Raw genomic sequence first — 18585 nt, 5'->3', positions numbered from 1 at the left:
GCCTGATCGGGTGATTCGTGAGGTGGTGCACACCGGGACGGAGTGAGGGTTCAGAGAGCGGCCGTGCCGGGCGGGGCGTGGTCGTCGCACAGGGTCCCCAGGAAGTGCTCGATGGGCACGTCGAAGGTGTGGGCGAGGGCGTGCCAGGTGGTGATACTGCCGGTGGTGCGGCCGTGTTCGAGGTCGATGAGGGTGCGCCGGGCAAGACCGCTGCGGTCGGCGAGTTCGTCGAAGGTCCAGCCGCGTTCGCCCCGCAGGCGCGCCAGCGTCACGCGCAGCGCGGTGAGGTCGGGGTCGGGCGGCAAGATCGTCACCCGACCATCCGACGGTGCAGACCCCTGCCCTGTCAGTGCGGGTTTCTGCACTTTCGCCGGAGGTGGGAGTGAGGGCGATATTCGCGGTGCGGGAATCTGCACTACGGTGCGTCCGTCTCGGGGGCCTGACACGGTGAGCCCCCGCCACGGCACGGACAGACGGGAGGACAACCAGCCGATGAGGCTTGCCGGCGCGCATGCCGCAGTGCGGCGCATCTGGACCGTGGAGCTGCGTCCGCAGGCGGGCGGCCCCACACTGGTCTGCCCCTCGTGTACCGCCCGCACCTCTCCTCTCCAGGCGTCCTCCGCACGGTCGGCCGTCCTGGCGCATCTGGCCTGCCATGCCCGCGCGGACGCGCTGCCGGTGTATCTGCGCAGCTGCCAGTGCCGGTTGCAGGGCTGTGTGTGGCATCCGCGCCATCGCGGCTGTGCCGGGCGGGTGCTGCTCGCCCTTACTCGCGACCGCAGCGGCCGCACCTGGCGGCTGGCCGACACCTGCGCGGCCTGCGCGGCGGCGACCAGCCATACCGCCGTGGTGCCGGACACCCTGCTCAGCTCCCCCCGGCCGCAGCCCGCCACCCATCCCCCGTCTGCTGCACGCACCGGAGGTCGTACGGAGTTCGACGAGCGGGTGCGCGTGCGGGAGATGCTCACCTACCTCGGCGTCGCGCTGCCCCGGTTCTCCTCCCCCGGCGCCCGACTGCTGGGTCTGCAGTGCGCCCTGCGCGCCGATACTCGCGGGCACGTGCGGCTGCCGGCGGGCCTGCTGCGCGGCATGCGCCTGCGCGGGCACCGGGAGTTGTGGCAGGAACTGGCCCACGCCGACTGGTTGGAGCCGCCGGATGTGAGGTCGCCGTCCCTGCGGGTGCGGCTGCTCGATGCCGCGGTCCTGGACCAGGCACCGGGTCGCTGCGCCCGCCGTCGCGCCGCCCACTGGGCGCTGCACCCCGCCCCGTTGGCCCTGCCGGCCGCACCGCCCGCCCTGCGGCTGACCGCCCTGGTACTGGCCGCACACGCCTGCGTCGACCACGGCACCGACATGGACGTCCTCGCCCGTCTGTGCGGGCACTCCCCGCAGCAGACCGGAGAACTGCTCGACCGGCTGGTGACCACCCGCACGCTGGGAGCCTGGCATCACAACCGGGAGACCGACGAAGTGTTCTGGCAACTGCCCCAGCCCCGTACCCGAGGCCGCCCAGCAGTGCCGTCCCGCAGGTGCCAGGCACCACTGCCTTGAGGCCGACCGCGGGCCGAGGGAGGTCACTGAAGCTCCGCCGGTCCGTACCATCACTACCCCAAGGCACATACTGCAGAGATGGCGTGAGCTCTGCGGCGCCGTTCGGCACCGATTGGCAGGACGCTGCCCCGTCAGGAGCGACCCGCAGACGTCCCCCTCACGGCCGCACACGAGGAAAGGTCAAGCGCCATGTCCGAGAGCACGACTGGCACCACGGAACTGACATCGCAGTACATCGCCCGGGTGACCGACGACCTCGAACACAATCTCAAGGAACAGGAGCGCGTCGGTGCGGAAATCGCCGCCTTGCAAGAGCAGTTGACCGCCCTACAGCAGGACCACACCGTGCTGGTGAACATGCAGCAGGCGCTCGGTATCACCGAAGCACCAGCCGAGCCGGCGGTCACGCCCGAGAGCACCGCGGTGCCCTCTCCCCGGCAGAAATCTAGCGCCGAACCGAGCGGCAGGCGCAGGGCGAGGAAGGCCACGGCCGCGCAGGCAAGCCCGACAGCCAGGAAAACAGCCGCCAAGAAGCCCGCAGCCAAGACCGCAGCCGCTGCGAAGACAACCCAGCCCACCCTGGTAGAACTCATCCGCCGCCACCTCGCCGACCAGAGCGAACCACGCTCCGCTGCGGAGATTTCCGACACGCTCGGCCAGGCCCATCCCGAACGCGGCATCAAGACCAAGGTCGTGCGCGTCACGCTCGAAGGACTCGTGGCCAAGAGCCAGGCTCAGCGCACCAAGCAAGGCAGCTCAGTCTTCTACACCGCCCCCGACGTACTGGAGCCAACGGCTGCTTCGCAGACCGACGCGCAGCCCGAAGACACTGCCCTTCACACGCCGGCCTGAACCGCTGGCTTGGTGTGGTTCGGGTAGCCGGATCACATGTGTCGAAGCACGATAGTTGTCATCATCGGCGGCCACTGACCTGCGGCTTCGGTACGGCGAGGCACGGTAGTTGTCACCAGGTCGGCACGCTACTTGTCACCAGCAGCGCGGAGGCAGGGCAGTTGTCACCGGCTTCAGTACTTCACCGCCATCTGACCTGCATGACGATCAGTGAACCAGCAACTCAGATGGTCTCGGCAGCGCCGAGGAGCGAGCGGCGCCCAGTTCCGGCTCCTGGGGCTCGAACGCCTCAGTGCCGCTGAGGTGCAGTCCGTTGGGCCAGATCGGCCTGGCTGGAACTGCCTCTGCGTGAGCGCAGATCTGTCCGAACGAGCCGTGGATCATGCATGCCGGAGCGTTGAACTGCTCAGCCGGACGCAACGTACCGATTACTGTGGGCGCCACCGCGCCACCCCTCCCTGCCGGGGAAACGGATCGGCGGAGATGCCTGCCGCAGGTTGCACCATGCAACGACTGCCGAGGCGTCGGCTGCGTGCAGCAAACACGCCGTCTAGAGAAAGGGTTGAGCCATTTCAGTGGATTCGAGCCGTCCGGTCAGCAGCGATGCCAACTTAGCTGCTCCAGCGGGGCAGGAGGAGCAGGCGAGCGGAGCACACGATGGTCATAGGCAAGTGCTGGGGTTGGACGGCCTTCGCGGTCTGGCGGCACTGTACGTGGTCCTGTTCCACTGCTGGCTATACACCTTCCCGGGATATCCCGAAAGCTCGGCGCCTGGATGGCTGGACGGGCTGATGTTCGGGCGACTCGCCGTCGTCTTCTTCCTGGTCTTGTCGGGCTTCTCCTTGGCGATCTCTCCGGCGCGTCACGGTTGGCGGTCGGGCGGTGTAGCCCAGTTCCTGCGCCGGCGCGCCTGGCGCATCCTGCCCCCGTACTGGGCAGCCCTGGCCGTGAGTCTGATCATTTCCTGGCTCGTGGTGCCGGCTTCACACTTCGGACCACCCACCGACGCAACAGTTTGGGTGTATGGCCTCGTCGCTCAGGACATGTTCACCGCTCCAACACCGAACGGCGCTTTCTGGTCGATCGGAGTGGAGATCGAACTCTATGTCCTCTTTCCCCTCCTCCTTTTTGTCCGGCGGCGGTTGAGCGCTGCGGTCCTGATGGGTTGCGTGGCACTCCCGGTTACCATCGGTGGCTTGATGGCGACTGGCGCAACGCCTACGGAGGGTGACAACTGGCTGGCTCCACACCTCGCTCCGGTGTTCGTCGCAGGCATGGTAGGCGCGGGAGTCGTCGTTGCGTCTGACAGGGTTCAACGCCTGCCGTGGGCGTGGTTCGCCGTCCTGGCCGCCATACCCGTCCTGGTTCTTGGCGTCGTTCAGGGTTCTGTCTGGACGGTGAACCACTACTTCTGGGTGGATCTTGCCATCGCGCCCGCTATGACAATGGTCCTTGCGGCGGTCGCCACCGGCAGACACGCCGCCCTCGTACGGTTCCTGACCACGCGCCCCATCCAAGGTCTCGGCAGCTTCTCTTACAGCCTTTACCTGATCCATCTGCCGATCGTTATGACCGTGATTCGCCGAGTCGCCCCGCATTTCGTGTCGGCGGGCCTGCCCACGTTCTGGTTCACGCTTGTCTTGGCCCTGCCGGTTTCGGTGCTCGCGGCATGGCTGTTCTCCCAGATATTCGAGATGCCCTTCAAGCGAAACAGATCCTGGAAATCCATGATTGCACTGGGGCGTTCCCACTGGACCGGTACGAGTGCGAGAGGCCGTCAGCGGCACTCTGAGGGACAGCCCGGCGAGAGCTGACGGTGCGATGGCGCTGCTCTGCAGGCGAATTCGCCTGCCCTCGTGGCGCGGAGACCCCATCTGGAGCGAGGGCTGGGTCGTCGCGACCAAGCGCTGCTTTCCAGCGGCGGCCGGTCGCTGCGGTGGCGCAGGTCTTGGGTATCAACCTGTAGACGCTGCACATTGGGCGAATGCCGGCCAAAAGGCCGACGGTCATGGCGCCGCACGGGACGGCACTCTCTGTCGCCAACGAAGGAACAGGCAGCGGCAGGTCGCCCTACTTCCGTACGTGGCTGCGGAGGGGGCCGCCCCCAGGCCTCATCTATAACCCGTGGGGACGATCGTCTAGGCCGTGTATCGAAAGTGGATCTTGAGCCGAATGATCATGGTTCATGGGTCGGGGAGATCTCACGGACGAGCAGTGGGCGGTGCTGGAGCCGCTGTTGCCAAAGGGAGCCAGGGCGGGGCGGCCGCCTGTCTGGCCTCGGCGGCAGCTGATCGACGGCATACGGTTCAGGGTCCGGACCGGCGTTCCGTGGCGGGATGTACCTGTCGAGTACGGGCCGTGGGGTCGGATCTATGACCTGTTCCGCCGATGGCAGCGGAACGGCACCTGGCACCGGATCCTCACCCACCTCCAGTCCCTAGCCGACATGAATGGCACGATCGTCTGGGACCTGAGCGTGGACTCCACCGTCTGCCGCGCCCACCAACATGCGGCCGGAGCCCGCAAGCAGGGCGACCTGCAGAAGGAACCACCGGGTGGCCTCTTCACTGAGCCCCGTGATCACGGGCTGGGAAGGTCGCGCGGCGGGTTCACCACCAAGCTCCACCTGGCCGTCGAGCAAGGTCAGAAGCCCATGTCGATCGTGGTGACGGCAGGACAACGTGGAGACTCGCCGCAGTTCGAGCCCGTGCTGGCAAAGGTTCGCGTGCCTCGCATCGGGCCGGGCCAGCCACGCATCCGCCCCGACCGCCTGCGGGCGGACAAGGCGTACGCCTCCGGCAAGAACCGCGCCTACCTGCGCCGCCGCGGCATCCGCTGCACCATTCCCGACAAGGCCGACCAGGCCCGCAACCGGCAGAAGCTCGGCTCCCGCGGCGGCCGACCACCACATTTCGACCCAGACGACCACCGCGAGCGTCATGCGGTCGAGTGCGGGATCAACCGCCTCAAGAGACACCGCGCCGTCGCCACGCGCTACGACAAGCTGGCGGTTCGCTATGAGGCGACAGTCCTCGTTGCCGCCATCAACGAGTGGTTGTGACGTACTGGTCCGATGACAGTTCGAACACCCGCACCCGACGATCGCAGCTGGGATCGACGGCCTCACCGACCGGATGCATCCCCAGTTTCGTCATGATTCGTTCAGAGGCGCCGTTGTCCAGCTGGACGATGCTGACAATCCGGCCCAGTCCGCAGTCCTCGAAGCCGAATCGCACTGCAGCCGCAGCGGCCTCCGTAGCCAGGCCCTGCCCCCAGTAGGTACGCCCCAGCCGCCAGCCAACCTCAACCGCAGGCAGGAGCTCCGGCATGAACTCGGGGACCGAAAGACCGGTGAATCCGGCCAGTTCGCCCGTCGAGCGGATCTCCACGGCGAACAGGCCGAAGCCCTGCCTGTCCCACTCGCGCTCTGCTGCCTCGATGCCGCAGCGAGTCTGCTGTTCGTCACGGACACTGCCGTCACCGATCCACCGCATCACTTCGGGATCTGCATTGACAGCAGCCATGGGCACAACGTCATCCGCGCGCCAACGACGCAGGACTAATCGGGGAGTCTCAAGCATGACCATCCGAGCATTCTGGCTCACAGAGGAACCCCGAGCCTTCCTACCTGGGACTTCCGATACACGGCCTAGCTGAACCCCCGTGGAGCCTTCCGCCGAGAGGCGACCGCCCTCCGCTTGCGCCACCTGCGCCCCCGGCTGGTCTCCCTCGTCCGGCCGGGGCCTTCTGCCTCGCATGACCCGACCCCGGGCCGCGCTTGCCTCCAAAGCATTCAAGGCATGCCCCGTCAAGCGGGCGATTTAAGTCTAAGTGTCCAAGCGATCTAGCGGCACCCTCCAGCGGTCTGATTGTGTACCCGTCAACCGAATCGCGAGGCGGAGGAAGGCGATATGCGAAGACATGCCAGGAACATCGTCACGGCAATTGTGGTCGGGGCGCTGACGGCGGTGGCCAGTCCCGCGCTCGCTCAGGGCCAGTCGCCGCAGAGCAGCGACCCGACACCCCTGTCGCCCTCAAGCATCTCAGGCGCGAGCACGTACATCGACGTGGGAATCAAGAACTACAAGTCCCAGAAGTACCTGCAGCCTTCAGGTGGCAGCGTCGACGTCGGTGCCAAGATCGTCCAGCATTCTTACACCGGCGAGACCGCGCAAAAGTGGTTGCTGTTTGACTCAGAAGGCAACTACTCCAGCTTCGAGAACCGACAATCCGGCTTGAACCTCGGGATCGACGGCGCCAGCACCTCGGCTGGCGCGGCGGCCATCCAGGCGAGGGGGTCAGGCGACCTCAACCAGGACTGGCTGATCGATTGGGTCTCCAGCAGTGTATTCGCGCTGAAGAATCGCAAGAGCGGCCTCTGCTTGGGCATCTCGAACGCAAGTACCGCCAACAACGCGCAGGCTGCGCAGTTCCGTTGCGACGGGTCGCTCAACCAGAGCTGGGTAGCAGTCCCTTGGGGTGGCGCAGGGTAGGAGCGGCGAGCTGTCCAGCAGCGATGCCAGGCCTGTCCGGCTTTCCAAGGATCCTGACGGCAGCCACTTCGCTCGCATACGGCGCGTCCGCAGCCCTGGTGCCGCGGAGGGAGTCTTGGGCTGCTGCTTCTTCCGTCGTGGCAACGCAAAGGCCATGCTCCAAGAGGCGAGGATGACCTCATCAGGACAGTACGGGCGCGTCTGGATGCTCTCGTGACGGCAGATCGGCACCAGGGCCGGCGGTCTTGCACCGCTTGATCCAGCAACGGAGCTCCTAGGAACACCGGTGCGTGCCACTGGATTGCCTTGCTCACCGCGCCGGATTCCAGCCATCGCCCATGCCGCTGAGGTGTCTTCCGCTTGATGGCCCTGCTGGCTCTCTCACGTCGGTTCGCCAGTCGGATACGGGCCCCATCCGCGCAGGGGGAGCATTCCGGTACCCGGCAGGGATGGGGCTAGGTCTCGGCCAGACAACGCCACACATGGCGCGTACATGACTTTCCGTGCCTACGATGTGGCGATCGTGCGTTGTGGGTGGGGTTCACGGGGTGCAGGTGCCCTGTGAAGTGCTCTGGGGAGGGCGCATGCGATCGCGGGGCGGATTTCTTCGTGCTATCAGATCTGGCCGACGACGGCTGATACCGGTGGGCGCGCTGGTTCTCGCGCTGGCTGCCGGAACCGTGTCGGCCGACGCCATGCCACCACGACCAGAACCTTCCCAGGCCACCGCCTCCTCGCAGGCAGGACCGCTCCAGCAGAAAGCCGCATCCCCCACGCCTGCGGACTCCGCCGCTGCTGAACCCATCACTGGCAACGCTGTCTACGCCTACGATGCCGCGGGTCGCCTGGTCGGCGTGACCGATCCCGGTGGTGAAACGGCGCGCTACCGCTACGACAAGGCCGGCAACCGGCTGGGCATCGACCGGTATGCCTCCAGCACGTTGTCGGTGCTGTCGGTGGTCCCCGTCCGGGCCAAGGTGAATGCGAAGGTCACCCTCGCCGGCACCGGCTTCTCCCCCACCGCTGCCAGCAATGCCGTGACCTTTGGCGGCAAGGCCGCCACCGTCACGTCGGCCTCCGCCACGCGCCTCGTGGTGAGCGTGCCCTCGGATGCGGTCAGCGGGAAGGTGGCCGTGACTGTGGCCGGGAAGACGGTCGAGGCCACCGAGTCGTTCACGGTAGCTGCTGCCGGTCCCACCATCTCAAAGGTCGAGCCGGCCTCGGGTGCGACCGGTGCCCAAGTCGTCATCACCGGTACGGGGTTCGCGACCGCCGCGACCGAGAACGTCGTGCGCTTCAACGGCATCGTCGCCGAGGTCAAAGACCGCACGAACACGACCCTGACGGTCGAGGTCCCGCCCACCGCCCGCACCGGACGCGTGGACTTGGACACCCCGGACGGATCGGCAACTGCGCCGGGCGACTTCACCGTCACCGCAGACGCCAACGAGGCGCTCTACGACACGACCATGCGCGCCTCGGTGACCGATACGGACCCGTCACAGGTCTCGGTGGCGGCCGCCGGCCACAAGGCGCGGATCCTGTTCGATGCGAACCGGGGCGATGCCATCGGATTCGGGCTTGAGGGGGCCACATTCTCCGCCCTCGCCGACATCAGCCTCATCTCCCCGCAGGGCAGCAGCGTCGATGCAAGCAACTTCTCCGGCACGTCGGCCGATTGGGAGGTCCTCGACCTGCCGGAGACGGGGACGTACCAGTTCGTCATCGACCCGCGCAGCAGCACCGACACCGGCTCCGTGGCCGTGTTGCTGTCCAAGCCGGTGGGCGAGGCGGTGGCTTTCGACGGGCCGACAGTGACGACCGGTCTGTCCCGGATGGGGCAGGACGGTGCCTGGGCGTTCACCGCGGCCAAGGGCGAGTCGTTGAGCGTGGGTGTGGACGCCACGGCGATGAGCAGCTACACCCGCTGCTACGTGTATCTGCCGGACGGCACGCGAGGTGACTACCTGCCCGCTCCCGACGGCGACAGCAACTCACTGGACATCGACTCGCTGTCGCAGACGGGCCAGTACACGCTGCGCTGCGATCCCGACTCCGGCGGCACCGGCACGCTGAAGGTGACCATCTCGCACTACGTCCAGGCCGGAAGGCTCGATGCGGCCGGCGCGTCGACGACCCTGAACCTCGCCCGGCCCGGGCAGGACGGCGTCGCTACCTTCACCGGCGCAGTGGGGGACTATCTCAGCCTGGGAGCCACGGCGACCACGGTGCCGACGTACGCGACCGTCGCGATCAGCGGACCGGACGGCAAGTCGGTCACCAGCTTCACCTCGGCCCCCGGCCGTGACAGCGACTGGGACAGCACGGCGCTGACGGCGGCGGGCACGTACACGGTGCGGGTGACCGGTAGGAAGCTGGAGACCGGCAAGGTGACGTTGACCCTGTCGAAGCCGGCCGACGTGGGGACGCTGCCGCTGGGTGGTGCTGCGGTCAAGGCGACGGTGACCCGACCGGGGCAGAACATCCATGCCTCGTTCAGCGCGCAGGCGGGCAACAACCTGTCGCTGGGGCTGGCGGCGAACACGTTCACCAAGAGCCTGTCGGTGACGGTGCTGGCCCCCTCCGGCACCAAGGTGGTCAGTGGACGGCTGGTGTCGGCCGGTGCCTCCGGCACCATCGCGCTGACCAACGTCGCCGAATCCGGCACCTACAGGGTGCAGATCAACCCCAGCAGCCTGGCCACCGGCACCGTCAATCTGACGCTCAAGACAGCAACCGCGGCCACCGCGGCCAAAGCCCTCACCACCGATCTGCCGCGCCCCTCAATGCGCTCGGCATGCCTGGTGGAGCAGCTGGCCCAGGGCTTCCTGGTGCCGCGGCCCGACTGGCTTCAGGTGCCCGCCGACCGGTGCGAGGCCCTCCAGCGGCAGGCCGCGGCCAAGGTGGAGAAGGCGAAGAAGGCCGCGGGCATCGTGCCGAGGGGAGCGGACGCCTGGCATCCGGGCACGGCCAACCTCAAGGGCCGCGACTGGCTCACCCAGCGCGGAGCGGCCCCCAAGGCCCCGGCCCGGCTGCGCGCCCCGCCCAACAGCACGGCCCTGACCGGACACGTCCTGAAGCTGGACGGCAAGCCCCTGGCCGGGGTGAGCGTCCGGATCGGGAAGCAGAGCGTGCGCACCGACGCCAAGGGCCGCTTCCTGCTGGCCGGCATCAGCGCGGCGGCGAAGACGCTGACCGTGGACGGCGCGAGTGCGAACACCAAGAAACGCACCTACGGCCGTTACGACATCCGCATCCACCCGGTGGCGGGCCACAGCACGGACCTGGGCTTCCCCGTCTGGATGAGCCCGCTGGACACCAAGCACACCGTCGCCTTCGACGCCCCGGCCAAGACGGACGTCACGCTGACCACGCCCGACATCCCCGGCCTTGAGGTCCGCCTGCCCAAGGGCTCGGTGGTGCGCGACGAGCACGGCAAAACCGTCACCGAGCTGGGCATCACCGCGATCCCGGTGGACCGCTCGCCGTTCCCGCTGCCGAAGAACAGCGTCGTGCCGATCTTCTTCACGGTGCAGCCGGGCGGCACCTATGTCTTCCCCGACGGCGCGCAGATCATCTACCCGAACTACACCGACGAAGCCCCCGGCTCCCGGGTCGACTTCCTCGCCTACGATCCGGCGGGCAAGGGCTGGCACACCTACGGGCACGGCACGGTCACCCGCGACGGCAAGCAGGTCGTCCCCGACAAGAAGACGAAGATCTGGGCCTTCACCGGCGCCATGATCAGCGTCTCTGACGCGATCCCCTTCGACATCTCCGCCATCGCGGACCTCTTCGACTGGCTGTCGGGCGACCCGGTCGACCTCCAGACCGGGCTGCTCACCGACTCCCGCACCGACCTGGGCGTCTCCGACCCGCTGGGGTCGGCCGAGGTCACCCGCACCTACTGGCAGGGCGATTCCCGCTCGCGCGCCTTCGGCATCGGCCGCGACCTGTCGTACAACATGTACCTGCACTCCAGACACCTCTACACAGAGGTGGACTTGTACCTGCCGGGCGGAAAGAAGGTGCACTTCGTCCGCACGTCAGCCGGCGGCAGTTACGGCGACGCCGTCTTCGAACCCGAAGGCACCCCCACCGCCCTGAACGGCTCCAAGATCCAGCAGGAGTCGGGGGGATGGAACCTGCGGCTGCGCGACGGAAGCGACTACATCTTCCCCTGGTACGGGCCGCTGAAGGAGATCCGCGACCGCCACGGCAACGCGATCCGCCTGACCCGGTCCAACGGCTCCAAGGGCGACATCACCACCATCACGACCCCCGGCGGTCGCTGGATCTCCCTCGCCTACGACAGCCAGCACCGCGTTACCGGCGCACGGGACAACACGGGCCGCACGACGTCCTACGGCTACGACAGCACGGGACGGCTGGAGACGGTCACCGACCCGGCCGGGAAGGTGAGTTCGTACACCTACGACGGCACCTCGAACCGCATCAAGACGGCCAAGGACGCCCGCGGCATCGTCTACATGACCAACACCTACGACGCGAACGGCCGGGTCAAACAGCAGACGCTGGCCGAGGGGCAGGAGTACTCCTTCGCCTACACCACCACCGGCACCGGACAGGTCACCGCGACGCAGGTGACCGAACCGGGCGGCGCGGTACGCCGGGTGGAGTTCGACGATGCCGGCTTCGGCATCGCAGAGACCGCGGCCTACGGGACATCGCTGGCCCGCAAGACGGTCTACGAGCGGGGCACCAATCACCGCGTCAGCGCGGTGATCGACCCCTACGGGCGGCGCACCGAACTGTCCTACGACGCTCACGGGCACGCCACCTCCTCGCTCGAGCTGGCGGGCACGGCCGATGCCCGCCGAAGCGGGACCACGGCGTTCGACGGCCCCTACGACCAGCCCAGCACGTCCTCCGACCCGCTGGGCAACAGCACCGTTTTCACCTACGACGCGGCAGGTGACCTGCAGACCGCGACCGACCCGGAAGGCCGCAAGACCACCTTCAGCCTCGGCGCGGACGGCCAGATCAAAACGGTCACCGACAATGCGAACGCCGTCACCGAATACACCTACAGTCACGGCGACCTGGCGTCGGTGAAGGACTCCGAGGGCCGCACCACCCGTCAGTTCACCGACGCGGCCGGCCGGATCACCGCCCTGACCGACGAGGCGGGCTCGCTGACCACCGTTACCTACGACAAGCTCAACCAGCCCCGGCAGATCACCGACCCGCTGGGCAACAGCACAGGCCTCGGCTACGACGAAAACGGCAACCTCACCACCCTGACCGACGCCCGCGACAACACCACCACCTGGGCCTACGACGACGCAGACCGGCCCAAGACGGCCACCGACCCACTCGGCGCGCAGGCCCTGTTCGCCTACGACGCGGCCGGCCACCTCAAGCAGGCGACCAATAGATCAGGCCAGGCAGCCACCGCCGAATACGACCTGCTCGGGCGCTTGAAGACCGCCCAGTACGGGGTCAACGCCGTCGGCCAACCCGAGTCCACTGCCGCCTACGACTACGACGACCACGACCTGCCCAAGCAGATCACCGACAGCCAGGCCGGCACCCAGTCGTTCGGCTACGACGTCTACGACCGGCTGTCCTCCGTCACCGGCCCGACCGGCAAGGTCAGTTACGGCTACGACGCCGCCGACCGGCGCTCCACGATGACCACGGCGGGCACCAGCACCTCCTACGGCTGGGACAAGTCGAGCATCCTCACCTCGGTCACCTCCGGCAGTCAGCAGGTCACCTTCGGCCTGGACACCGTGGGCCGGGCGAAGACTGCCTCCCTGCCCGGCGGCATCACCCGCACCACCGGCTACGACACCACCGGCGTCATCAAGTCCATCGCGTATGCCCAAGGCACCAAGACCATCGGGGATTTGACCTACACGCGGGACGAGCGGGCACTGCAGACGGGCCTGACCGGCTCGCTGGCAAAGGTGGCCCTGCCCGCCGCCGAGACCGGAACTCAGTTCGGCAAAGACAACCGCATCACCAGCTACGACGGCCGCACCTTCACCTACAACACGGACGGCCAGCTCACCAACGACGGCTTGCGCAGCTACACCTGGAACGGCCGCGGACAGCTGACTGGGCTGACCAAGGCAGGCATCGCCTCGGCGTTCGGCTACGACCCGCTCGGCGGACGCGTCTCCAAGACCATCGGCACCACCACCAGTCGGTACCTCACCGACGGATCCAACCCGCTGGTGGAACAGGACAGTTCAGGCACGACCACGGCGACTGTGGCCGCCTCGGGCCTGGACAAATACCTCACCCGCAGCGAGGGCGGCACGACGAAGCTCTACCTGACCGACGCTCTCGGCAGCGTGGTCGGCCTCGCCAACACCGACGGCACCGTCGCCACCACCTACGCCTACGACCCGAACGGCACCCCCACCGCCTCCGGCGCCACCTCGACCAACCCCTATACCTTCACCGGACGCGAGGACGACCACACCGGCCTGCTCTACTACCGCGACCGCTACTACGACCCGCAGACCGGCCGTTTCATCTCCCAGGACCCCAGCGGCCAAGCCGGCGGCGCCAACCTCTACCAGTACGCCCTCGCCTCCCCCACCACCTACACCGACCCCTCCGGCAACAACCCCATGATCGCTGCCTGCGTCGTCGGCGGCCTCATGGACGGCGGCCTGGACTGGCTCAGCCAGCGTCTCTCGGGCCGCAAGGTCAACTGGGGCCAGGTCGGCCAGTCCGCCGCCACCGGCTGCCTGGCCGGCATGCTCGGCGAGGGCTTCGGCGCCATGCTCGAGGGCAGACTCGGCTCCAAACTTGGCAGCTGCGCGCTGCCGAACAGCTTTACCGGCGACACCCCCGTGCTGATGGCCGACGGCACCCGTAAACCCATCAAGGACGTTGCCATCGGCGACACCGTCATCGCCGCCGACCCCGAAACCGGCGACAGCGGGCCCCGCAAGGTCACCGCACTGATCAAGGGAGACGGGGACAAACAGCTCGTCGACCTCACCCTCGACACCGACGGGCCCACCGGAACGAAAACCGGCAGCATCACCGCCACCGATGGCCACCCCTTCTGGGTCCCCCAACTCCACCAATGGGTCGACGCCGGCGACCTCAAAGCGGGACAGTGGCTGCAGACCAGCAGCGGCACCTGGGTCCAGATCACCGCGATCCGACACCACACCCAGCAGGCCTCGGTCTACAACCTCACCGTCGACGACCTGCACACCTACTATGTGCTCGCCGGCACGACGTCTCTTCTGGTGCACAACTGCGGTGGAGGCTACAGATGGGCTCCCCCGAACGCCTCCACCGACGTACTTGCCCCAGGCGAAGCCTGGCACCCCAGCCAGGGCATACCGGTAATCGGGCGGCTTCCGGACACCGCCGTGGGAGGTCAATGGCCCGGTTATGCCAAGCTCGTTGCCGATCCCTGGAATCTCGCCAAGAATGACGCGTGGATTCAGACCATCATCAACCAGCGTGGCACCGTGTACGTCGCCTCACCCACAAAGGGAACGTACTGGAACACAGAACGCCAGGAGCCTTCAGTCCTCGCACGCGAGATTCAGCAACTGCTGCAAGCCGGGTACCGATGGAAAGGGGACTATCTTGTCCCGTAGGCAGGACGCCAACAGCGGACAGGGACAGGAAGCCTCGCTGTCACGCCTTCGCGACAAACGCTTCAACGGCTACCTCAGGATCCGGCTTCCGCATGAACTGGACGCAGAGGTCGAGGCGATCGTCGTCGCGTATATGTCCGGATCCGCGCAAGCCAGGCAGAAAATGGTTGAAAGCACCGACAGGAGAGCCGCTGCAATACTCAGCGCTCACGGGCAGCGGATGGCGTCCACGGCAGTCCGGACCATGTCCGTGGAGCCCCTCAAGCGCGGTCTTGTCGCCGTGAGCCTGGCGGAGGGGCGGCTCGACCAGCCGTACGACAACTTGTTCGTGCTCGCTGCCCTCAACGATGCCGCAACCCTGGTCGGAACCACCCTCCAGACGGTCCTCGCCGACGTGTCGCGTGTAGTACCTCAAGCCGGTTTGAAAGCAATTCAGGATTTTGACCAGCGGCAAGACCGAGACAAGTCGCTTGAGTCCATGGGGCTCAGAAGGACAGGCAGCGGACCGACCTTTCTCTACGACTGACGCCTGTTCCTGACCGTCCGGGGGAATCTGTATGGAACCTGCTGAGGCTGGCAGGAATCGCCCCTCCGTGCTGCGCAGCCGGCGGGGGGTCCTGTACACCACCATCGCTGCCGCCATCGGCGCCGGTGGGCTGGCCACGGTAAGTGCCGCCGCCCTGCGCGACACGGCATCCGACTCAAAACAGGCACCGGCCCATCTTCGCGGTACCGCGCCACTGCCATTCACACAGGTGATCTCCCTCGACCTCGCTGCGGGTGACGAGCAGCGTGGCAGCTCCCTGCGCACCGCCCACCAGGTCGTCGAAGCCCTCGACGGAGGCAAGATCGCTGCCTGGCTGGCCCTGGGCGCAAACGTGCTTCCTGAATCCGCCAACACGCCCCGACGTCTCAAGCCGATGCCAGCCTTCCCCGGCGACGTACTGGATCCGGCGCAGTCACACGGGGACCTGCTGCTCCAGATCACAGGAACATCCTCCACTGCAGTACGGGATGCCACCGAAAAGGCGCTGCGCGCGCTGCCGCAGTGGCGGACACGCTGGCGCCTGGACGGCGTCCGTCCCGAAAACCGCACAGAAAACGGCAGAGGGCTGGCTCAGAACCCCTTCCGCTTCACCGAAGGCTACGGAAACCCCGCCACCGCGGCCGGAGTCACCGAGCGCGCCGTCATCACCGCCGACCAAGACGAGCCGGCCTGGGCAATCGGGGGCAGCTACCAGGTGATCCGCATCATCCGTCTGGCGACCGACTTCTGGGACCGTGACACCGTCACCGAACAGGAGCGCATCATCGGCCGCCGCAGGAACGGCCGCTGGCTGGACGGCACCCCCAGCACCGAACAGCCCGTCTTCGCCGCCGACCCGCACGGCCTCACCACGCCACTCGACGCCCACGTCCGCAAAGCAGCGCCCGACCGACGCCACCTCCCGCCCCTGGTCCGCCGCGGCTACAACTACCACCGCAGCACAGACGACCAGGGACTGATCTTCTCCTGCTTCCAACGCGACCTGGCGGAAGGCTTCGAAGCCGTCCAGCACCGGCTGCAAGGCGAAGCCATGGCCAAATACACCCTCACGGTCGGCGGCGGCTACTTCCTCGTCCCACCCTCCGGCGACGCCTGGCTCGACGCAGTAGCCTGAGGAAGATCCCCTTTGATGGTGCGTGACGCCCGCTGGGGCTCGCGCGGGATAGCAGCGGCGGAATCCAACACCGCGGCTGGCTTGCGTGCGCCTTCTGCTGATCACGGCTGTGACTAGTGATGCCGGACAGCGTGCTCCAGGCCATACAGGCGGCTCGCGAACAATGCGCCCGTGCCGCACTTCTAGGCGGCTGGCGCTCCTATACGCCGTACTGGGCTTCCTCTGGCCGCCGATGCTGGCCGGCGGGCAGGTGATCGGGGCGGTGGCGTGGCGCCGAGGGCGCGCCACGGCCGCGGTTCTGGCGGACCTGGCGGAGGCGCTCGGCCGTGCACGGTCCGGATCTGGTCGCTGCCCTGGGGGTCCGCCCGTCGACGACAACAGGGCACTCCGGGCGTCGGGGCGCGCCTGTCCGAGGGATCCGCAAGTCTGTGCGTGATCACCGGAACGTGGTCGCAGCTCGGGACGTCCACGTCGTAGAGCCCGTACTGGGATCGAAGCAGTCCGAGCGGAGTCCTGTTGACCGCGGTCAGTTGGAAATCGTCCTGCGGCGTGGTCCCGGCTGCTGGCTCGGACTACCCAAGGTGCCCGCGCCCCGATCATGCTCAGCCTCCGCTAGGCGTGCTACGCCTCGGCGTGGACTACGGATTCGGATCCCTCGGCAGCCACGACGAGAATCCCCTCCTGTTCGTCGCACAGCAAAGATGCGTGGCGCACCCGGGTCTCCCACAGGGGCGGCCACAGAGTGGCGGCGTCCCAGAGGATCCCCTCCAGGGGCAGTCCGTCCAGCTTCGCGTTGGTGAGGTCCGCGCCGACGAAGTCGTTGCTGGCCCGTTCTACTTCCGCGACGGCCCTGGCAAGGCCGTTGGCTTCCTCGCAGCCGCGGGCTAGGTCGTCGATGAGGTCCTGAGTGACGGCGTTGACGCCGAACAGGTAGAGGCGTCCTGGGCGGCGTCCTGAGCCTCGGGCCAGGACGCTCCGTGCAGGAGCAGGAAGCGCACCAGCGCGGGGAATTGCTGGTCATGCAGCACGCCTGCAAGCTGGATGCCCGGCTGTGGCTGGGAGGCTGTCTCCAGGGGTTCGGCAAGGTCGACGTCAGTTCCGAGGGCGTCCTCCACGGTCCTCACCTCCGATCCTGTCGGCTGGGACTGGCACCGGACGGCGGGCCAGGCGGGGTGCTGCCGCGACCTGCCCGGTCAGGCAGCGGACCCGGGCGGTGTGTGCCGCCTCGGTGATACGGGCAATCTCCACCGAGGCGTTCAGCTGTCGCTGGGCGATCCTCACTATGCCGTTAACGACGCTGACGGCCACGGTCACCACCGCACCGACGATCACAGGCTCCATGCCCTACCTTCCCTTCCAATGCGCTGCCAGCCCGGCTTCGCGCCCCACAACAGTGGCCTCTTTCCTCGAAGTTGTGACATTTGGCTGGTCAGGCGGGTGCCGGGTGAGGTGCAGCGGCTGTGCGAGCAAGCGAATTCGGCTTAGAGAGCATCTGATCAATGTTCAGGTCGCTCTGCCCGATTCGCCGGTTTCGATTCGCCAGGTTGGTGTGGATTCTCCGGTGAGCTCGCGGCTGGTTTTGTTAGCCATGGCCCAATGGACCATTGCGCGGGACCGCTGGGGCAGTGCTTCGTAGTCTCTGACGAGGCGCCGGTGCTGCATCAGCCAGCCGAATGTTCGCTCGATCACCCGGCGTTTCGCCTGGGGTTGGAATCCTTTGGTGGTGGGCCGTTTCACGACCTCGACGTCGATGCCCCTCGCGGCTCCGTGCTGGAAAACGCTGTTCTGGTATCCGCCGTCGGCCCAGACCTTCGTCACGCTGGGATGCGAGGCGGCGAGCTCGTCGAGCAAACGTCTTCCGCCGGTGGAGTCGTGCACCGAGGCGGCCGTGACGATGACGGCCAGGACCAGGCCGAGCGTGTCCGTGGCCACGTGACGCTTACGGCCTTTGATTTTCTTGCCGGCGTCGATGCCCTGGCTGGCCTCTGCGACGTTTGCGGAGGTCTTCACGCTCTGCGCATCGATCACCGCAGCCGACGGGGCTGCAGGTCGACCTTGGGCACGGCGGGCCTTGTCGCGCAGCAGATCGTGCACCCGCTGCGTAGTGCCGTCCACTCCCCACTTGGCGTAGTAGTCGTAGACGGTCTTGTACGGAGGGAAGTCGTGCGGCAGGTACTCCCACGGGATACCTGTGCGGTTGACGTAGAGAATCGCGTTCACGATCTCCCGCAGATCATGCACCCGCGCCGCGGTTCCCGGACCGGTGCGAGCGGCCCGCCATGCCACGAACACGGGCTCGATCAACGTCCAGCGGGCATCCGAGACGTCACTGCGGTACGGGCGTCGAGAACTCACGAGTCACGCAACGACCTACCGTCGCCACGGTCACTACGAACACCCCAAATCACCTGCAAACCAGATCAGTTGCCC

At 67.3% G+C, this 18585-nt stretch carries 11 protein-coding genes; 8 read left to right on the top strand and 3 right to left on the bottom strand.

The window, feature by feature from the left end; translation table 11 throughout:
* Positions 1–50 precede the first annotated feature (50 nt).
* The gene (locus ACWC1K_RS33150; RefSeq protein ID WP_450836624.1) at positions 51–314 is read right to left on the bottom strand and encodes a helix-turn-helix transcriptional regulator; all 264 of its coding nucleotides are present in this window, start codon (positions 312–314) and stop codon (positions 51–53) included.
* A 178-nt stretch (positions 315–492) separates the two neighbouring features.
* Here ACWC1K_RS33150 and ACWC1K_RS33145 point away from each other — a divergent pair, with 178 nt between their 5' ends.
* The 4 genes from ACWC1K_RS33145 (at position 493) to ACWC1K_RS33130 (ending at position 5464) form a co-directional block, all read left to right on the top strand.
* Positions 493–1551 carry a hypothetical protein gene (locus tag ACWC1K_RS33145; protein WP_450836623.1) on the top strand — a complete coding sequence of 353 codons (1059 nt, stop codon included), beginning with the start codon at positions 493–495 and terminating at the stop codon, positions 1549–1551.
* Between the two features lie 189 nt (positions 1552–1740).
* Positions 1741–2403 carry a hypothetical protein gene (locus ACWC1K_RS33140; protein ID WP_450836622.1) on the top strand — a complete coding sequence of 221 codons (663 nt, stop codon included), beginning with the start codon at positions 1741–1743 and terminating at the stop codon, positions 2401–2403.
* A gap of 671 nt (positions 2404–3074) precedes the next feature.
* Positions 3075–4217, top strand: a complete 1143-nt coding sequence (locus ACWC1K_RS33135; RefSeq protein WP_450836621.1) for an acyltransferase family protein — start codon at positions 3075–3077, stop codon at positions 4215–4217.
* Positions 4218–4588: 371 nt separating this feature from the next.
* Positions 4589–5464, top strand: coding sequence for an IS5 family transposase (locus ACWC1K_RS33130; protein WP_450836620.1), 876 nt, complete (start codon positions 4589–4591; stop codon positions 5462–5464).
* Here ACWC1K_RS33130 and ACWC1K_RS33125 read toward each other — a convergent pair.
* Positions 5448–5984, bottom strand: coding sequence for a GNAT family N-acetyltransferase (locus tag ACWC1K_RS33125; protein ID WP_450836640.1), 537 nt, complete (start codon positions 5982–5984; stop codon positions 5448–5450). The two genes, ACWC1K_RS33130 and ACWC1K_RS33125, sit on opposite strands and share 17 nt — an antisense overlap.
* Before the next feature lie 330 nt (positions 5985–6314).
* On the opposite strand from ACWC1K_RS33125, the gene ACWC1K_RS33120 reads away from it, so the two are divergent.
* The 4 genes from ACWC1K_RS33120 to ACWC1K_RS33105 all read left to right on the top strand — a co-directional run bounded on the left by ACWC1K_RS33120 (position 6315) and on the right by ACWC1K_RS33105 (position 16155).
* A complete protein-coding gene (locus ACWC1K_RS33120) occupies positions 6315–6896 on the top strand; it encodes an RICIN domain-containing protein (RefSeq protein WP_450836619.1) in 582 nt (193 codons plus the stop codon).
* Between the two features lie 854 nt (positions 6897–7750).
* A complete protein-coding gene (locus tag ACWC1K_RS33115) occupies positions 7751–14494 on the top strand; it encodes an RHS repeat-associated core domain-containing protein (RefSeq protein WP_450836618.1) in 6744 nt (2247 codons plus the stop codon).
* The gene (locus tag ACWC1K_RS33110; RefSeq protein WP_450836617.1) at positions 14484–15020 is read left to right on the top strand and encodes a hypothetical protein; all 537 of its coding nucleotides are present in this window, start codon (positions 14484–14486) and stop codon (positions 15018–15020) included. The genes ACWC1K_RS33115 and ACWC1K_RS33110 overlap by 11 nt, the downstream gene beginning before the upstream one ends.
* A 229-nt stretch (positions 15021–15249) precedes the next feature.
* The gene (locus ACWC1K_RS33105) at positions 15250–16155 is read left to right on the top strand and encodes a Dyp-type peroxidase (protein WP_450836616.1); all 906 of its coding nucleotides are present in this window, start codon (positions 15250–15252) and stop codon (positions 16153–16155) included.
* Between the two features lie 1503 nt (positions 16156–17658).
* On the opposite strand, the gene ACWC1K_RS33100 is transcribed toward ACWC1K_RS33105, so the two are convergent.
* The gene (locus ACWC1K_RS33100) at positions 17659–18510 is read right to left on the bottom strand and encodes an IS5 family transposase (protein WP_450836615.1); all 852 of its coding nucleotides are present in this window, start codon (positions 18508–18510) and stop codon (positions 17659–17661) included.
* Positions 18511–18585: the final 75 nt, after the last annotated feature.

Source organism: Streptomyces sp. NPDC001492, from assembly GCF_053597275.1.
This window is presented reverse-complemented; position numbering and strand designations above follow the sequence as displayed.

Coding starts and splice junctions, on each gene's coding strand:
- ACWC1K_RS33140 (WP_450836622.1), top strand. CDS start 1,741: ATGTCCGAGAGCACGACTGGCACCACGGAACTGACATCGCAGTACATC.
- ACWC1K_RS33130 (WP_450836620.1), top strand. CDS start 4,589: ATGGGTCGGGGAGATCTCACGGACGAGCAGTGGGCGGTGCTGGAGCCG.
- ACWC1K_RS33120 (WP_450836619.1), top strand. CDS start 6,315: ATGCGAAGACATGCCAGGAACATCGTCACGGCAATTGTGGTCGGGGCG.
- ACWC1K_RS33145 (WP_450836623.1), top strand. CDS start 493: ATGAGGCTTGCCGGCGCGCATGCCGCAGTGCGGCGCATCTGGACCGTG.
- ACWC1K_RS33125 (WP_450836640.1), bottom strand. CDS start 5,984: ATGCTTGAGACTCCCCGATTAGTCCTGCGTCGTTGGCGCGCGGATGAC.